General features: G+C 45.5%; 12 protein-coding genes. 9 read left to right on the top strand and 3 right to left on the bottom strand.

The window, feature by feature from the left end; genetic code table 11:
• The first annotated feature begins 25 nt into the window (after window positions 1-25).
• The 3 genes from WAE59_RS19125 to WAE59_RS19115 all read left to right on the top strand — a co-directional run bounded on the left by WAE59_RS19125 (window position 26) and on the right by WAE59_RS19115 (window position 3903).
• Window positions 26-931 carry a PorP/SprF family type IX secretion system membrane protein gene (locus WAE59_RS19125; RefSeq protein WP_337857584.1) on the top strand — a complete coding sequence of 302 codons (906 nt, stop codon included), beginning with the start codon at window positions 26-28 and terminating at the stop codon, window positions 929-931.
• A gap of 637 nt (window positions 932-1568) precedes the next feature.
• Entirely contained in the window at window positions 1569-2276 is a 708-nt protein-coding gene (locus WAE59_RS19120; RefSeq protein WP_337857583.1) for a hypothetical protein, read from the top strand.
• 4 nt (window positions 2277-2280) lie between these two features.
• On the top strand, window positions 2281-3903 hold the full coding sequence (locus WAE59_RS19115) for a hypothetical protein (protein WP_337857582.1): 1623 nt from the start codon (window positions 2281-2283) through the stop codon (window positions 3901-3903).
• Between the two features lie 63 nt (window positions 3904-3966).
• On the opposite strand, the gene WAE59_RS19110 is transcribed toward WAE59_RS19115, so the two are convergent.
• Entirely contained in the window at window positions 3967-5805 is a 1839-nt protein-coding gene (locus WAE59_RS19110) for a sensor histidine kinase (protein ID WP_337857581.1), read from the bottom strand.
• 136 nt (window positions 5806-5941) lie between these two features.
• On the opposite strand from WAE59_RS19110, the gene WAE59_RS19105 reads away from it, so the two are divergent.
• Together WAE59_RS19105 and WAE59_RS19100 are read left to right on the top strand one after the other, a co-directional pair.
• A complete protein-coding gene (locus WAE59_RS19105) occupies window positions 5942-6334 on the top strand; it encodes a hypothetical protein (RefSeq protein WP_337857580.1) in 393 nt (130 codons plus the stop codon).
• A 372-nt stretch (window positions 6335-6706) separates the two neighbouring features.
• Entirely contained in the window at window positions 6707-9106 is a 2400-nt protein-coding gene (locus WAE59_RS19100; RefSeq protein ID WP_337857579.1) for a hypothetical protein, read from the top strand.
• Between the two features lie 65 nt (window positions 9107-9171).
• Here the strand turns inward: WAE59_RS19100 and WAE59_RS19095 are convergent, their stop codons facing one another.
• Window positions 9172-9510 carry a helix-turn-helix domain-containing protein gene (locus tag WAE59_RS19095; protein ID WP_337857578.1) on the bottom strand — a complete coding sequence of 113 codons (339 nt, stop codon included), beginning with the start codon at window positions 9508-9510 and terminating at the stop codon, window positions 9172-9174.
• Between the two features lie 154 nt (window positions 9511-9664).
• Here WAE59_RS19095 and WAE59_RS19090 point away from each other — a divergent pair, with 154 nt between their 5' ends.
• Window positions 9665-10231 (top strand): hypothetical protein, encoded by a 567-nt coding sequence (locus WAE59_RS19090; RefSeq protein WP_337857577.1) that lies wholly within the window; start codon window positions 9665-9667, stop codon window positions 10229-10231.
• Window positions 10232-10247: 16 nt separating this feature from the next.
• On the opposite strand, the gene WAE59_RS19085 is transcribed toward WAE59_RS19090, so the two are convergent.
• A complete protein-coding gene (locus WAE59_RS19085) occupies window positions 10248-11366 on the bottom strand; it encodes a glycoside hydrolase family 130 protein (RefSeq protein ID WP_337857576.1) in 1119 nt (372 codons plus the stop codon).
• Window positions 11367-11758: 392 nt separating this feature from the next.
• On the opposite strand from WAE59_RS19085, the gene WAE59_RS19080 reads away from it, so the two are divergent.
• The 3 genes from WAE59_RS19080 to WAE59_RS19070 are packed head-to-tail and all read left to right on the top strand — an operon-like array spanning window position 11759 to window position 18175.
• Complete coding sequence (locus WAE59_RS19080) at window positions 11759-14971, top strand: SusC/RagA family TonB-linked outer membrane protein (protein ID WP_337857575.1); 3213 nt, start codon at window positions 11759-11761, stop codon at window positions 14969-14971.
• 12 nt (window positions 14972-14983) lie between these two features.
• On the top strand, window positions 14984-16909 hold the full coding sequence (locus WAE59_RS19075; protein ID WP_337857574.1) for a RagB/SusD family nutrient uptake outer membrane protein: 1926 nt from the start codon (window positions 14984-14986) through the stop codon (window positions 16907-16909).
• Window positions 16910-16933: 24 nt separating this feature from the next.
• On the top strand, window positions 16934-18175 hold the full coding sequence (locus WAE59_RS19070; protein WP_337857573.1) for a DUF4959 domain-containing protein: 1242 nt from the start codon (window positions 16934-16936) through the stop codon (window positions 18173-18175).
• Window positions 18176-18184 lie beyond the last annotated feature (9 nt).

The raw sequence follows: 18184 nt of genomic DNA, 5'->3' as shown, positions 1-18184 counted from the left end.
TCAGGGGACCTCAAAAAGAAAAGAAATGAAATCGAAAAGCACAAAATATACAGTTTGTAAAGCAATTTTAACAGTAGCGTTGTTGGCAGGTTGGTGCATACCTGCCAGCGCACAGCTGGACCCCTTGGGGGCACAATATTTCAACAATCAGTACCTGGGCAACCCGGCACTGGCGGGTTATGGACAGGGACTAAAGATCAATGCCGGCTACCGGCAGCAATGGAGCAAAATTCCGGGATCTCCGGAACTGCAGAATGTGACACTGGACTATGGTTTTAATAAAGTGGGTTTGGGCCTCAATATTTTAAATGATAAAACTGGTCTGCAAAGGCAGAGCCGCGTGGTGGGTACTTATGCCTATCACCTGCCAATAAATGAAACCAACCAGTTGCACTTCGGGGTGTCTGTAGGTTTTATGAATCAGCGCGTCGATCAAAATGAGCTCTATGGCGATCGTGACGATATCCTGGTGGGGCGCTATAATGACCGGAAGACTTATGTGGATGGGGATTTCGGCGCAGCCTTCACCAGTCGTGGATTGAATATTCAGGCTGCATTGCCCAATTTGAAGAACCTCTTTACGAATGACCGGATCCGCGTGGCGGATGTGGCGACTTTCTACACGGCCGCAAGCTATAAATTCAGTATTTCTGAAGGTGGGGACGGGATTGGTCTGGAGCCCAAAGTAGCTTATAGGGGTGTAAAAGGTTTTGACAACATCTGGGACGCAGGTGCGCAAATGACGCTGGCAAATGAGCAGGTAATGCTAATGGCACTTTACCACAGTACGGAAAGTGCGACATTCGGGATCGGGATGGATTATAAACGTAAATACCTGATTAGTGGTATGTATACTACGCAGACCTCGCCGCTTACGGGATACAGCAATGGTAATTTTGAAATCAATGTGCGGATGTCGATAGGGAAATAAAAGCGGTTTTTATATAGGCTAAGTCTGATAATATAGGTTAAGTCTGAAGACTTAGCCTAAGAGAGATAATATAAGCTAAGTCTGAAGACTTAGCCTATACTAAAACCGCTTTTCTTAGGCTAAGTCTTCAGACTTAGCTGAAATAACAAGACTTAGCTTGACAATGTAACTCATATTATGAAAAAAAATCCCCCTGAAGAATTCTTCAGGGGGATTTTTTTGTTTGGTTTTAATGCTTTTCGGTATTGGTGAATATAGGGTTAAAAGGGGCTATCTTCATCAAGGATAAATGCTTTTTTGCTGTCCAGGTAAAGCCATACGCATAGTGCGGTATAAAGGGCTGTGAAAGTAAGGATGATTTCCATTGTGCTTCGTTTAATAGTTTGGTTAGGTTAACAGATTGTTAAACTAAAATTTATTTGTGGTAAATCAAAAAAAATCTTTACTCCTTTTGGGAATATTTTACCCTTGAGTGCATTTAGTTTTTCATTTGGAATACAGTGGGTTAACTCGCCATAATCTCTGCGTTATATTTGTAATATACCCAGTTGCAGGTATTGGTTCGCCATTATTTTTGCTGTATTTTTGCATTAATTATCCTTTTATTGTAAAACGTTAAAAAATCAATCTAAAATCTATGAGAAAACGCCTACTCTCTATGTTTCTGCTGCTATTTAGCGGCGGATTGTTATTCGCGCAGGATCTTCCTGCGGATTCCACTAAAAAATCTGTGTCAGATTCCCTGAGTTATCTGGAAAAATCCAGTATTCAGTTACACGGAGGAACCCAGGGCTTTGGTATTTCTGCACGTTATGCCTTTTTGCCGATGCTTTCCGGAAGACTTGGTGGCTCATTTGGTTCCGTAAAAATCAGTGAAGGAATCGAATTTGATAACCTTTCTTCTGACAATACCTTAAAAGCGGAGTTGTCCAACCTGCATTTATGGGCAGAATTCAGTCCGCTGAGCTGGCTGAGAATTAATGCCGGTGCGGGTTATTTCTTTAAATTGAAAGCGAAAGCGGTCACTGTTCCCAATGAATCCATTACCCAGGATGGCATCACGCTGGAGCCAGAGGAAATCGGGAGCCTGACGACAGAAGTAAGCTACAAAAAATTTGCGCCTTATTTCGGACTGGGTTTGGGAAGAGGTATCCCTAAGCACAGGTTCAATGTTAATTTTGACATCGGTACTTATTACTTGTCCAGTCCGCATGTGACCATGACCGGTACGGAATACCTGGAAGACAACAGCCATAACGGGCCGATTCTGGAACGCAATATGAGGGACTACAGATGGCTTCCGGTATTGCAACTCAACTTAAGTTTCAAACTTTCTAAATCTTAATATCATGATGAAGACTAAAGATATTTTACTGGCAGTAGCGGCGCTACTGACCTTCGCAGTTGTCTTTTATGCCTGCAAAAACCCTGGTGAAGGGGTAACCATTAACATCAATACCAATGTATTGAAATCTCCAACTGCAGTTCAGTTTGTGAACGCAGTGAAAAATGCCCCAAACCAGCCCGACGATTTTCCGGTTACGATAGGTGGCAAGGATGCAGATAAGGTCGTTACGATTACCAATAAAACGCAATTTAATGCCGTAGATGGCAGGATTTTCCTGGCCCTCAAAAAAGGCGTGGTACCTTCGGAAGCCAATCCGGTTGTGTTTACAGTAGCGGCAGAAGTAGCTGGTTTTACACCGGCAACTAAGACTTTCCGCATTACTTCTGAAGCGCCTTCGGCTACTGTTGTGCCTTTGATCGAGTATGCGAACCCGGTTCCTGGGACTACAGCTGTAGTAGAAAACAATCCCATAGTAGGCGGTGTAACGCCAACGGTGATCACCATTGAAACCCCAACTAACCCGGGCATGGAAGAGCAGGCAACCATCACCATCCCTGCAGGTACTGAATTTCGTGATGCTGCGGGTAACCTGATCAATGCGACCAGCCTGGAAAGCAGGGTAGTTCAATTTGGTACAGATTCTCCCGAGGCACTTGCTGCTTTTCCCGGTGGTTTTGACGTAGCAAATATAACCGGTGAAAATGGTCAGCCTATTGAAGGCGGTGTTGCCTTCATTACTGCTGGCTTTATTGCCATGGATATGTATGCCGGTGGTACTGAAGTGAAGAATTTCTCGAAGCCTATCGAAGTGAGTATGGGTGTGAGTCCGGAAGTGACCAACCCTGAAACTGGTACTGTTGTGAAAGCAGGTGACCAGGTTCCTGTTTGGAGTCTGGATGATAAAACGGGACAATGGAAATACGAATCGGAGGCGACAATTGTAAAAGACGCCCAGGGCAATCTAACTGCGAGTTTTAGTGCTACCCACTTATCCTACTGGAACCTGGACTGGTACAGTACTTTCTGCCCGAATACTACTACGATTACTTACAGTATGCCAGGCTATGTGACCGAGCAATACCAGGTTGAACTGGTGAGTTCAAATGGTTATGTGAGCTATTCTTATCCTACATTGACCGACGGAGCGAAATATGTACAACGTTTGCCTACAGGTAATTTCAAGATCGTGGTCAGGAACCCTATAAATAATGTAATCATTGTAGAAACGCCAAGTTTCAATGGTTGTGGTGGTAATGTGACGGTTAACTTCCCGGCGAAAAATGATCTTGATATTGTAAATGTGGCCATTAACTTGCAGGGAACATGCCCTAACAAACCATTGAATACCAATATTGACTCCCATGCATTGGTATATGAAAAAGGGAAGCCCCGTTCACAGGGTACAACAGTATATGTGAAATTGGGTAAGCTCAATCTGCAATTGAAAAATAACACTGAATATGTGGTGGAAGCCCAGTATGGTGACGCATGGAAGACTGCAAACATTGCCTTTAAAAAGCAGGACTTTAGCTTCCCGGGTACGGTGAGCGGTACGGCAACTTATGATCAGGGAACCAATACGGTAAATGTACTGGCTCAGTTCAGATTGCCGGACTGTAATTAACAAGCATTTTTTTTTACAGGTTAAATAGTTGCGAAACGCCGGCCAAATGGCTGGCGTTTCTTTTTAGATGAACTGTAGGGTAAAAGTACTGCCTTTTCCGAGTTCGCTCTCCGCGGAGATCTTTCCGCCCATGGCTTCCACCTGATTCTTGACCAGGAATAGGCCGATCCCCTTAGCATCTGCATTGCCATGAAAAGTTTTGTACATCCCAAATAGCTTATGCCCATGCATCTTCATGTCGAGGCCCAGTCCGTTATCGCAGACTTTCAGTACCAGTGGTTCAGTGTTGCTTGCTGTAATGTCGATCTGGAGTTGCCGTTGTGGCTCATGGTATTTCAGGCAATTGCTGATGAGGTTTTGCAATATGCTCTGCAGGTAGGCCGGATCAAAGTTTACCTTTAATTCGGAGGCTACATTGATTTGCAGGCTAGCCTTTGACTCCCGGATAGGTTCGGCCAATGCAGCAATGCTTTTATTGACTTCCTGGAGTAGATTGAGTTCCATCAGGTGCAAATCTTTCTTCTCCTGGATCTTGATGACCTCATTCAGATTGGATAGTGTCTCCTGGAGGTTGCCCACATTGGTGCGTAACATGTCTATCATGGTACTGGTTTCTACCTCATCTTTTTCCTCTGCAAGGGCATCTGCGATCATCTCAATATTGCCGGTATGCGAACGGAGGTTGTGTGAGACGATGTGTGCAAAGTCTAAAAGGCGTCTGTTCTGGGCACTGATGTGTTTCAGTGCAACAGTCTGCTGCTCTTCGAGGCTTTTGCGGGCATGGATGTCGGCAAAAGTACCCAGCATAAGTAAAGGTTGATCATCTGCAGACCATTTGATCACTTTACCGCGAATTTCCATCCAGATCCAGTTGCCGGAATGGTGCAGCATGCGGCACTCGCAACAGTAGAATTTGGATTTTTTTTCAAAGCAGTCCCGGAGTTGATTCAGATTTCGTTCCCTGTCATCGGGATGGATGAGCTGCTGCCAGTCCTGCATCTGGTCGAGTTCGACCAGATGTTTATCGAAGCCCAGCAATTCTGCCGCACGCCGGTTGTACAGCAGTTGATCGGAAGGAATATCCCATTCCCATGTGCCTACACCCGTACCTTTGATGATGTTGTCGAGTCGCTTACGCTCTTTGAGGAGGATTTCGCTATGTTTTCGTCGTTCGGAGATGTCTTTGATGTGGCTGATCAGGTATAAAACTTCAGCCGCCTTGTTGCTGACGGCAGACTGGCTGAACATGACCCATACCGGCTTTCCTGTTTTGGCAAACAAACGCATTTCCAGGGTAAAGGAGTTGATGGCGCCGCTGATTAATTTTTCCAGCATCTCATCCAGATTTTCCCGGTCTTCTTCATGGACGATTTCCTGCAGCTGCCGTCCTTCCAGCTCTCCTTCAACATATTCCAGGTTGCTAAGCAGTGATTCGTTGAGCTTTAGCAATTCTGCTGAAGGCGAAAGCATTGCCATACCTATTGGAGCGTTATCGAATGCTTGTTGAAAGCGCTGTTCTCTCTCCTCCAGGATATTGTACATATGCTGGTAATTGCTGATATCTTCAATGGTGCCGCAGATGGAACTGCATATTTTGCCCTCGAAGCTAGCGAGCACATTAATCCTGACCCATTTAGTTTTACCTGTGGCGGTCAGTAGTTGCATTTTACCCTGCTGTGGAAGACGTGTATTCATAGCGTCTTCAATCATGGAACCGACCAGATGCGGATCTGTATAAAAGGCCAGGGATTCGTAAACAGAAGGATGGAAGCTGAGCGGGACTTCAAAAATCTCGTAGACGACCTGATTCCAATACATTTCGCCGGTTAGCAGATTTCTTTCCCAGATCCCTAATTGAGCTAGAGGAACTGCTTTTTGATACAGATCGAGTTGGGTTTGCATAATATTGATATAAAGCGTGTTCTAGGTTAACAACGTCGTTGCAAAATAGTTGGGCATCAGATCATATTATTTGCACAGGCTGGGATGGCATAGTGTTTGAATATTGCTGGCCATCTATAAATTTAAATTCATCACTATGAACAAAATGACAAAATTCCTTTCAATGGCGCTGATTCTCAGCTTAACGGTTTTATTTTCCTGCAAAAAGGACGATAATGATGCTCCTTCTGGCTCCCATAAGGTCGTATTCAAAGCCATTGGATCTAGCGGGGTGGGTATTTCCACTGCGGTGTATACCGACGGTACAGGTAAAAATGAGAGTTTTACCAGCCTGACCGGTTCAACCTGGACCAGCGCAGAATACACGATACCTGCATCTGCAATGGTAGTTAGTTTCGGCGCAAATGGTGTAGGACCTGAGGCATCCTCTACGCTGGTGAGCGAGATCTGGGTAGACGGGGTGAAAAAGGCTGAAGGAAAATCGACCGGAACGGTATTGAGTTCTTCTGCTACCTATTCCTTTAAATAAGCTACACATGAATTCAATTGCAGTCCCCGGGCGAGAGCCCGGGGATTTTTTTTTACAATTTATGGCGCCTCAGCATTCACAAAAATACATTAGCGCGCTATTTTCTTATTAATCCAGCTCCTGAGCATGTGAAATGCTTATCTATTAGGACATTTTCAATCTGGGTCAGTTTCTTGAATTTACTGTGCAGCAATTTGTTCGTTGATTGTGAAATTGCTGAGCAAATGTGTGGCATCTGCTTTTTTAAACCCTTGTATCTCAGTTTGGTTGAGTTTTGTGTAGATGCGCGTATTTCCTGCACAGCTGGGCGCAGCGGGTTATTGGCGGCTCGATTAGTGGTTAGTCGTGGTTTCATTAAACAATAGCTACCCTATGAAAATGACAATCTTGACCACGGCACTTTGCTGTGTAAGTTCACTAATTATTGCGGAGAAGCTCCAGGCCCAGAGCAAGCTGGTGTATATAGCTCCGCAGGACACCGTCAGCAAGAGACTTCAACCTGCAAGTTCGCTGAATCGGTACAGCAATACAAAAGTGCAAATGAATACCGATACCAGATTGTTGGGCGCGGCTGTGAATGCTGCCCGGATCCTTAAGGATACCATGAACTATAATGCTGCTAAAGGTGTGCTGATCACAAACCTGTTTAGTGAGGCTGATCTACAGTACGTCGCCGGCAGGGGAATGCCATCTGTAGTTGCTTTATTCGAGCAGGTCAATAAACAGTTGCCCCAAAACCGCAAAATTGCTTTTGTGACGGATTCATCAGCGCAAGTAACTAATGCAGCCAATCCACTGGTGTTGGATAGCCTAAGGATGAAAATCTCTGCTCAGCCTGCACAGATAGACGTAAACCGGCAACAATGGAAGGAAAATGTTTACCTGGCCTATATGGCCAGAGACTACGGTACGAAATTGGAAAACACCATTACGATCACATCTGCTACACGTGAAATGCGGGAGCGTCCAGATCTGGAAGTTCTTTTGGCAGATGGTTCGGTAACCAACCTTGGAAAATTGCTCCAGCAACAGAAAGCCAAGGGGCTAAACGGAGCTAAGGCGGAGCAAGCTGCTGTTCAGGCATTCCGGATGCTGACCTACCCAAATAGCAGGATCAGCAGGGGTGTTGCAAATGAAAATTACAGAAGGGCATTGCTTGCGTTGATTGACCTGCAGGAATCGGACTTTCAGCAGCACATTGCGACTCAACAGCTGATAGTCCGCATGAAGAGAGATCTGAGCTTAGGGGAGAATAGCGCAATCCTGAATGCCATAAAAAACAGCAGTTTTTTTGACGCTAATGTACCGGGTAACCTTGGTCCGGTGTTGCTGACCGAAGACCGTCTGGCAGATCCGATTGCGATTGCAAAGGGTGCTGAGGCTAAGGCTATGGAATTGCTCAGCCTTACCGCGCTCCATTATGGCGAGCGTGATGCCCTGAAACTTTACAATCGGATATTAGACGGACAGGCTGCGTTGCCGGCCGCGGAAACGGGCGATTTTAGCCCTAAGCGGTTAGCCGAATTGAGGTATCACGGTGTAGAAAAAATCAAGTCGCTGGGTTTTGGACCCGATAAAACTTCCGGTATGCGGATTGCAGATCTGGTATTGGTAGCCGTAGCGGCTCCTGAACTTCCGCAGACATCCAGTCCCGCTGCTTCGATTACTTTAATGAAAGTTGGCCAGACAATATTAGCATCTTATAGTAAGACTGAGACGACAGAAACAAAAAATGTTTTTTTATTCGGCCCGAGATTGAGTCTGGGCAGCAGGCATACGGAATATGTAGCCGCTTATGATCCGGTCAGGTTTGCGAACGATTCGCCTGTCAGTCAGGACGGTTTTGAGCTCCGGCTGGAATCTGACCTTTATTTCAGCAATCCGGCAAAGTTGTTGGATAAAGGTGTCAAACCTTTTATTTACCCTGAATTTGGGATCATTTTTGGAAGTGGTAAACGCAGGGTAGGGTATGAAGAACAGCCTTATAAAGGACCTCATGGCACCGTGCCCAGATTTAAACAAAATTACCTCAATTGGGGTGGACATGCCGGGCTGAATGTGGGGCCTGTACTGGTATCGATAGACGCCACAATACTCTCGACACCTAACGCAGGAGATCCTTATCAGCGTTTCTTTGACCTCTCCCAGTCCATGACCTATTATCGCTATAGTTTTTTGGCGAGGGTATTGAACCTTGGGATTGGTAAAACTTCAGCGCCGAGACCATGGTTTCTTTCGCTTGATGTAGAAATGGCTGGTGAAACTAATAATGAAGGAACACTCGCACGCACGCATACCCAGGACGGGGGAACCCAAATTGAGGGAAAAGAATGGCAGCGGGCTTATGACCGTGCAAGGCCTAATGGTGTGTACAACCAGGCTATTGCTACGCAGATGATATTGAATGGGGATGTGAAAGCTGCTTATCCTTCCGCCAACTATGCAGCCGCACATATAGGCATCCAACGAGAGGCCTTTCAGTTGAAATTAACTGCTGGTTTGTACAACCATCATGCGATTGAAGCCTACGGTGAAAGTAAAGCGGAGTGGATCCGGCATTTAATGAAGAATACATTTGCCGGTAGTGGTTTTGCGGCTGCCAGCCTGACTTACAATATCGGATGGAAAGGCCGTAAGGAAAAATACAGGACGCGGACAGAAAGCAGTACTTATAATGGACTTAGCTCAGATCCGAAATCTGAAACATCTTCCAGTTCAGAAAAAATTTCTGGTAGCCTAAGAAACAGGGCGCTGATTATGAACAGGAGATAGTAATCCCCCATATGGGCAATCCATGACGCTAAGTGCTACAAGTACTTCACGCAATTGGATTGTCCTTATGGACATGGGTGCTCCTGTGCAAGCAGGTCCGCATACCGCTCCAGTAATGCAATGTATTTGTTTTTCCAATATTCTTCTTTTTCCTTTAGGTCTTCTATGTTTAAGTCTTCCGAATTGCTGCGTGCCTGGGAATTTTCCTTAAAAAGGTCAGGAAATTCCTTTGAGAAATCGTGTTTAAGCACCGCACCCAATTTTTCTACGGTCTGCTGGCTAAGTTCTTCTTGTTTAAACCAATGGTAAACTGTCCGGCGATTTACCTCTAATAGCCTCGCTAATTCACTAATATTTTGTCCTTTTTTCCTGATTGCCCCTTCGAGCACCTGTCCCATGTACATACCCATCTATAATTATCCCTCGGTGTACCCACTATAATGAAGATAGTTGGAGAGTTGAGCGTGTGGGTACGAGGCTTACCTTGGCAAATAAAATGCCAATATATTCATATATTCGCATGAAAAGCCACTAAATAATCAATCAGCGTTCATTAACATGAAAAAGAGCAGTACCTTAATTTGCCTTTTACTATTTGCAGTTATTGCGAAGGCACAGGAAATCACCAAGCAGGAACAAGGGTACTTTAACCTTACTGAGCTCGGCTTTTTTACCGGACAACAGGTGCAGAAACTAGAACCGCAGTTTGGAGAGGCGGTATATAGGACAAATAAATATGCATTTAGCCTCCGCAATATCAATGGTTGGTTTGTTAGCAAGCAGTTTTCCATCGGTGCGGGCGTCGGATTGGATGGTTATCACAATCCGAAAAACACTTTCGACTATAACAATACCTTCCTGCTATTTGCAGATGCCAGGTATTATTTTAAGTATGCGGCCAGCACTTTTTTTGCATATGGCGATCTGGGCAGTTCAATTGCGATTGATTCCGATTTTGAAAAGGGGCTTATGTTTAATCTAGGGCTGGGTTATAAACTAAAACTGGCCAGGCGTACAGGTTTTGTGACCAGTCTTGGATATAATCAGCAGGAGATCAACGGTTACCCCAGTATACGGACTAACCGGATCTCTACATTTGCCCTAAAAGCAGGCTTGCTGTTTTAAGGTTGATGTGCCAGTTTTAAAGTACTGCTACACCAACCCTGGAATCCGCACAGCCATAATATAAGAACCATTTTGCGTTAAAGTACACCAAGCCCTCGACAAATACAGTGCCTGCAGGGTATTGTCCGCTTTTCTCGAATGCTTCTGTAGGTACAAAGAAAGGCTGATCAAGTCGTCCGATTACTTTCTGCGGATCGTTGAGGTCAAACAGCACCTGTCCGGCAGCGTAAGTGTTTGCTGTATAACGTTTATCACGCTTTTCACCAGAGGCATTCTTTCCATTGTAAAGCACCAGGATGCCTTTTTCAGTAAGTATAGCTGGAGGTCCGGCTTCGGTAAGGTCGCTATCGAAATGCTGTGCACGGGGTTTGATGAGTTCCTTAATTTTTCCATTTTCATCCAGTGTGGGCGTCCAGTTGACCAAATCCTCCGAGGTCGCGAGGTTGAGGAACCTTTCTCCCCAGTACATCAGGTATTTTCCATTGACCTTAGCGATGACCTGTTTGCCATTTACCAGTTTGGTGACAATAGAGCCAGATTTGTGAAATAGGTTATAAAACTTCCCACCATGCGCTTTTTGAAATGCGGGGCCATGTTTGGTCCATTTTTTAAGGTCTCTTGAAGTGGCTACGCCAAGGCGGGCAATCTTTTTATTCCATTGTGTATAGAGCATGACATATAGTCCATCCTCTGTGACCGCTATTCTGGGATCTTCACATCCGCCAGGTACTTCATGAATTTCCTGTGCATCTTTTCCCGGGTAAAATACCGGCTTTGACTCCCGCTTGAAATGGAGTCCGTCGCTGCTTTCCGCATAGCCCAGCCTTGATGTCCGCTGACCAATGGCTACCCCGGACTTGTCTTCGGCGCGGTACAAAATCACAACTTTGTTGCCCTTGACTGTAGCAGCCGGATTGAAAGTATCATTAGATTCCCAGAATACTTTTTTGCCCGACATGGGATCGAGAAAGCTCGTATTCTCTTTTGGTGAAATGATGGGGTTGACTCCGGCAGGCCTGATGAAGGGGCCAAGCGCCCAGGATGGAAGTTGAGTAGGTTCTTGCGCGAAGAGGCTGCTGGTAGTAAATGGCAGGACTAAGCAGAGTAATAGGTAGTAGCGTTCTAATCTGTTCATATTGGTTTTTGATCCATCTTAACTAACGGATGGCTTTTCGCTAAGCTACAAAATATTTTAAAATGGGGCGGACTGGATTTCAATATACTCGATCAACTGATTCGTATTCAGTGCTTTTTACCGATCGTTCAGCGATTTTGGCGCATGTATTATTCTTTAATCAAATGAAGCGTATTTTAGGAAATAAAAGCATTTTATAGGAGATTTTATTTTGTTTAAATATATAAATGAGGCGCTTTAGTTAAATGCCATTTTGATTAAAAATCATCGGATAATGCATCAGTATTGATGGATCGTTTATTTTAGCCCAGAAAAAAACGTTTTAGCTTTGAAATGATCAGTGCTTAATCTATTTGGTCTACGCTGACGACCAACAACCTAAACCAAACATTATGATAAAACTCTACAAAAGCCGGATGCGGTGGCGACCTCATCTTATTGGACAAGCGATCCTATGTCTGATGTTATTTTGTCTGGCCTATGCCTTGCCAGCAAGTGCACAACAAAACAGTATTAAAGTTTCCGGAATAGTCACGGACACCACTGGAGTGGGAATTCCGGGTGTAAGTGTAGTTCTGGCTCAAAACACGAAAATCGGAACAGTTACAGATGTAGATGGTAAATTCGCCATTGCAGTAGGTCCTGATGCCAAGCTGATCTTCAGTTCCGTGGGGTTTATATCCAGGCAAGTCACACTGGATCCCAGGAATCTGTCCATCACAGTAGTACTTAAGTCCGATGATTCCAGCTTATCTGAGGTGGTGGTCACCGCTTTTGGTAAGAAAGAGCAGAAAGAGGCCGTTGTAGGTTCTGTGACGAGTATCAATCCACAAAAGTTGAAGATCCCTTCCAGTAACCTGACTACCGCACTGGCAGGTCAAATCGCAGGTATAGTGGCCTATCAGAGAAGCGGACAGCCTGGGATGGACAATGCAAGTTTCTTCATTCGTGGTGTCACGACCTTTGGATACAAACAAGACCCCTTGATTTTGGTAGACAACATTGAGTTGACAGCCAATGACCTGGCCAGGCTACAAGTCGATGATATCGCAAGTTTCTCCATTCTGAAAGATGCCAGTGCTACTGCATTATATGGCGCACGCGGTGCGAACGGAGTGATTTTGGTGACTACGAAAGAAGGTGCCGAAGGTCCGGCAAAAATAAATGTGCGTTTTGAGAATTCCATCTCGCAAGCCACTCAAAGTCTGGAAGTGGCAGATCCCATTACTTTCATGAAGATGTATAACGAGGCGATTACGACCAGAAATCCCCTCGGCGTACCAACGTATACCCAAAACGATATCTTCAACAGACAGCAGACGCTTGACAATGCGCCGGGTAGTAATAAATACGTATACCCTGCCGTAGACTGGCTGGATGAACTCTTCAAGAAAAGCACGAGCAATCAGCGACTGAATGGGAGTGTAAGCGGAGGAGGTAAGATTGCGCGATATTATATTGCTACGTCCTATAATCTGGATAACGGTATCCTAAAAGTAAGTCCGATCAATAACTTTAACAACAATGTGAAACTGGAAAATTACCAGTTGCGTTCTAACGTAAACATCAATGTGACGCCGACAACTGAGGTGGTGCTGAGGCTTTCGGGAAATTTTGATGAGTACAATGGGCCGATTACGGCAGATGGTTCATTTGCTTCTGACCTGTATTATAAAGCCTTACATACGAGTCCGGTTTTATTTCCTGCCTCTTATCCATATAACAATGCACTGGGTATAGATACACACATTCTATTTGGTAATGCCCCGCTTGGCGGTTCTGGTAATACTCCGGGATATTCCAATCCGTATGCAGACCTGATGAAAGGTTTCAAGAGCTATTCGAGGTCGAGGATGTCGGCACAGTTGGAGCTGAACCAGAAACTGGATTTCCTGACAAAGGGACTCAACTTCAGAGGAATTTTCAATACCAACAGGTATTCCTATTTTGATTTATCGAGGCAATACAATCCCTTCTTCTATAATGTATCAGGTTATGACCGTTTCAATAATTCCTATACGCTGAACTGGATCAACAACCAGCCGGGGCAGGCGGCGGAGTACCTTAACTTTCAACCCGGCGCCAAGGATATCGATACTTTTTTATACTTGCAGGGGGTATTGGATTATACGAAAGACCTAGGTAAAAACCACAACATAGCCGCGACCTTAATCGGTACACGTCAACAACGATTATATGCAAATGGGACCACGCTTCAATCGTCGCTCCCCTTCCGTAACCTTGGTGTTTCCGGACGTGCGACTTATTCTTATGCTCAGCGTTATTTCCTGGAGTTTAACTTTGGTTATAACGGTTCCGAACGTTTTGCCGCGCAAAACCGGTTTGGGTTTTTCCCAACCATTGGCGGATCCTGGATCGTATCGCGCGAGAAATTCTGGAATGAAGGTTTGAGCAAGGTGCTGAACAAGTTGAAATTGCGGGCCAGCTATGGTTTGGTAGGAAATGATGCCATTGGCGCACAACGCTTCTTTTACCTTTCGGACGTGAACCTGTCAGGGGGTAATCCTGCCTATTTCGGGCAAAATAACGGAGTAAGCAGACCTGGAGTCAGCATTACCAATTATGCTAATGATGCGGTAACCTGGGAAACGTCCAGGCAAACCAACCTTGGATTAGAGCTCAGCCTGTTCAACAGTGTTAATGTAATTGCGGAGGTATACAAACAGCACCGTTACAACATTCTGATGAGCAGGGCATCTGTACCGGCCACCATGGGGCTTGAGTCAGGTGTAAGTGCAAATCTGGGTACTGCAGATTCACGTGGTATGGACCTTTCTGCAGATTACAGCAAAAGTCTGGGCAGAGATTTCTCCATCACCGGACGTGCGAACTTTACTTTTTCGCAAAATAAATATGGAACCTATGAGCAGCCTGCTTATAAAGAACCGTGGAGAATCCTTTCGGGACAAAAGATAGGTGTAAGGTGGGGTTACATTGCCGAGCGTCTTTTTGTAGATGATGCAGAGGCAGCAGCTTCACCTAGCCAGCTTTTCGGTGCCGGTTCAGCAGCACCAAAAGGTGGTGACATTAAGTACCGTGATATGAACAATGATGGGAAGATCAGCGAAGCAGATCAGGTATTTTTAGGTCTGCCTTCAACACCGGAAATTGTGTATGGGATGGGCTTGTCGATGTCATTCAGACAGTTTGACCTTTCCGCTTTCTTCCAGGGTGTAGGTCGTACCTCTTTCTTTATCGATCCCTCGCAAACTAGTCCATTTTTGAACAACAGACAGGTGCTTCAGGCATTCGCAGACAGTCACTGGACAGAAGAAAACCAGAACATGTATGCCAAATACCCAAGGTTGGGCGTGTCATCGACTGATCTGAACAACAACCTTCAGACCAGTTCATGGTGGATGAGAGACGGTGCATTTATCCGTTTAAAGTCGCTGGAAGTAGGCTATTCGTTACCTCAAAAGACGGCGAAGCGAATGTTCATGTCGAACTGCAGGATTTACCTGAGCACGATGAATCCATTGACCTGGAGCCGCTATAAAGACTGGGATCCGGAACTGGCCTCCAATGGTTTTAGCTATCCGATACAAAAAGTTTACAACATAGGCATCAACGTTAACCTTTAACAGATCATGTACATGAAATTTTCCATACGCATCCTTATAGGATTGACCGGGTTACTGAGCTTGTTGTCATCCTGTAAAAAATACCTGGACGTCACGCCGGATAATGTGGCCACAATTGATTACGCATTCAGGAACCGTAATGAGACAGAAAACTACCTTTACACTTGTTACTCCACCCTTCAGAACCTCAATATTGGTGTGGGCGATGCTGCCTTTACCTCATCCGGAGAACTCTTTTTCCCTTCGACGCTAACTGAGCCTACATTGGGCAGCCGGGATGCAGAGCAGGGCTTTCACCTGATCAGAGGAACACAGACGACAGACCGTCCGGCATTGAACTATTGGAACGGAGAACAATTGGGACAGCCGATTTTTAAGGCCATACGCAGGTGCAACATATTCTTAGAAAACATCAATAAGCCCAAAGACCTTCCTCAGTTTGAACGGAACAGGTGGATCGCTGAAGTCAAATTCCTTAAAGCCTATTACCATTTTTATTTACTAAGGATGTATGGACCGATTCCCCTGATTAAAGAAAATCTCGCTATCGATGCCAATACTGAACAGGTAAGGGTAAAGCGCGACCCGGTAGATGCAGGTTTTGACTACATCGTGAGCCTGTTGGATGAAGCTGCAGTGGATTTACCCACAACGATAGAAGACCCGGCGCAGAGTCTCGGAAGGATTACAAAGGTGATCGCCCTTGCTGTGAAAGCAGAGGTGCTGACCACCCAGGCCAGCCCGTTTTTCAATGGCAATACAGATTATGCAGCTTTTAAAAATCCTGATGGGGAGCTTTTATTTCCCCAGACCTACAGTGCAGAGAAATGGAATAAAGCCATGCAGGCCTGTAAGGTAGCCGTGGAAGCCGCGGAAGTAAATAATTTTGCGCTTTATAAATTCATTGCACCTGGAAACCTGCCTGCTTTACCAGGCCGTTTGAAGACTGTGATGGACATTAAGCAGAGCATCACAGAAAACTGGGAACAAAACCCAGAAGTAATCTGGGCACTGAACTCCACCTTCGGATATCAAAGTATGGCAATGCCGAGGCTCACTGCGGCCATGGTGCAAAACCTGGGTGGGGCACCAGGTAATTTTGCTGTTCCGATTGTAATGGCCGAATTGTTTTACTCTAAAAATGGAGTACCCATCAACGAAGACAGAACATTTGATTACCGTGGGCGGTATAGCATAGAAGCCGCAGGAGATGCAGATCAATATTACCTTAAAAAAGATTACCAGACCATCAAAATGCATATGGGCAGAGAGCCGCGTTTTTATGCCGACCTTGCCTTTGATGGAAGTAACTATTTTGGAAATGGCCAGACCACGCCAGAAAACCTTTTGTATGTACAGGCCAGAGGAGGGACATCAATTGCCGGTCCGAAGGATAATATCCGTGTAAACGTATCCGGTTACTGGCCACAAAAACTCGTTAAATATCAGTCTGTATTTGCTGCCGAAGTCACCCAGTCTGCATTTCGTATGCCATTGATCCGTTTGGCTGGTTTATACCTGATGTATGCTGAAACGATGAATGAAGTCAATGGGCCTGGGACAGAGGTGTACAAGTATATAGACAAGGTGCGGGAGCGCGCAGGTATTCCGGGCGTGCAGGCCTCATGGGCTGGTTTTTCTTCCAATCCAGGTAAGGCGAATTCCAAAGAAGGCCTGAGGCAAATCATCCAGCAAGAGCGGCGTATAGAACTTTGTTTTGAAGGAAGGGCAGGCTGGGACTTACGGCGTTGGAAGATCATGCAGCAGGTATTGAGCAGCCCCTTACAAGGCTGGAGTATCCAGGAAGCTTCAGCGGAAGGCTATTATCGTCAGCGTACGATGGCCATTCCGGTGTTTGGTCTAAAAGACTATTTATGGCCGATCAAGTACGATGACCTCATCGTGAACCCGAATCTGGTGCAGAACCCTTATTGGTAGAATTGAAATAAAATAGCTCATATCATGAAATTACAGAATTATATACTAATGTGCTTTGCAGTACTGCTCTTGTTGGCGGGCTGTAAGGAAAGCGAGGGTTTCAATGACATTGTCTCTGGCGATAAGACCAAACCTACAGCGGTCTCCAATGTTAAAGTAGCCAACTTTTCAGGAGGGGCAGTGATTTCGTATTCCCTTCCGAAGACTGAAAACCTGCTCTATGTATTGGCAGAATATAAGATCAACGACCAGGTCATGCGTCAATCTAAAGCCTCTTATTATAAGGACACTATTCGTGTAGAAGGATTCAGGATCAGTGCCGAGTATGAGGTGACCTTGTACGCAGTATCCAGAGCTGATGTGAAATCGGATCCGGTGACTGTCAAAGTACATCCTGAAACGCCGGCCTACCTGCTTTCCTATCCGACAGTGACGATGGAACGCGACTTTGGGGGTGTCAACATATCGGCAAGGAATCCGAACAAACAGGCGATTGGTGTGATTGTGATCAGTACCGATAAGACCAGTGGAAGAATGCTGCCGGTGGAACAATATTACACGCAGGCGGAAAATATCAATTTCAGTGTGCGGGGTTTCGATACCCTTGCCAGAGATTTTGGGGTTTACATCACAGATCGCTGGGGCAACATTTCTGATACCCTGATCAAAAAGATCAATCCAATCTATGAGATCCTGGTCCCAAAGAACAGATTTTCTGAGTATAGGCTGGCCACGGACTCTCCTTTAGGAGCTACAGGTTTAGGTTGGAATACCACCAGATTGTGGGATGATAACCATCTGGACCCGGGATGGCATACAGAAGCAGGTCAGGGCAAACCTTTGCAGATCTGTACGTTCAGTATGGGTGCATTGGTTAAACTGAGCCGTTATAAAATGTGGCAGCGCGGAGAAGCCTATGGCAATGACTACTCCTATGGTCATGGAAATCCAAAAGCCTGGACACTTTGGGGTTCGGCCCTGGCTGCACCTAGAGATGCAGAACTTCCTGTGGTGTCTAACGTGGGTGATGTAGTGGGTGACTGGGTAAACCTGGGTAACTTCAACTGTCCACCACCGCCTTCAGGCAATTTGCCCGGGCAGACCACACCATTAGACCTTGCTGCAGTCAATGCAGGATTTGAGTTCAACATCTCTCTTCAGGCACCTCGGGTCAGGTTCATCAGGCTTGCCGTAAACAGTACCTGGGGAAATGCAGATTTTGCGCATGTGACAGAATTGTCCTTTTGGGGAAACACCAACAATTAGTCTTTAACC

Origin of the sequence: Pedobacter sp. GR22-6 (assembly GCF_037402555.1) — a bacterium.
In the GTDB taxonomy this organism is placed as follows: Bacteria; Bacteroidota; Bacteroidia; order Sphingobacteriales; family Sphingobacteriaceae; genus Pedobacter.
This window is presented reverse-complemented; position numbering and strand designations above follow the sequence as displayed.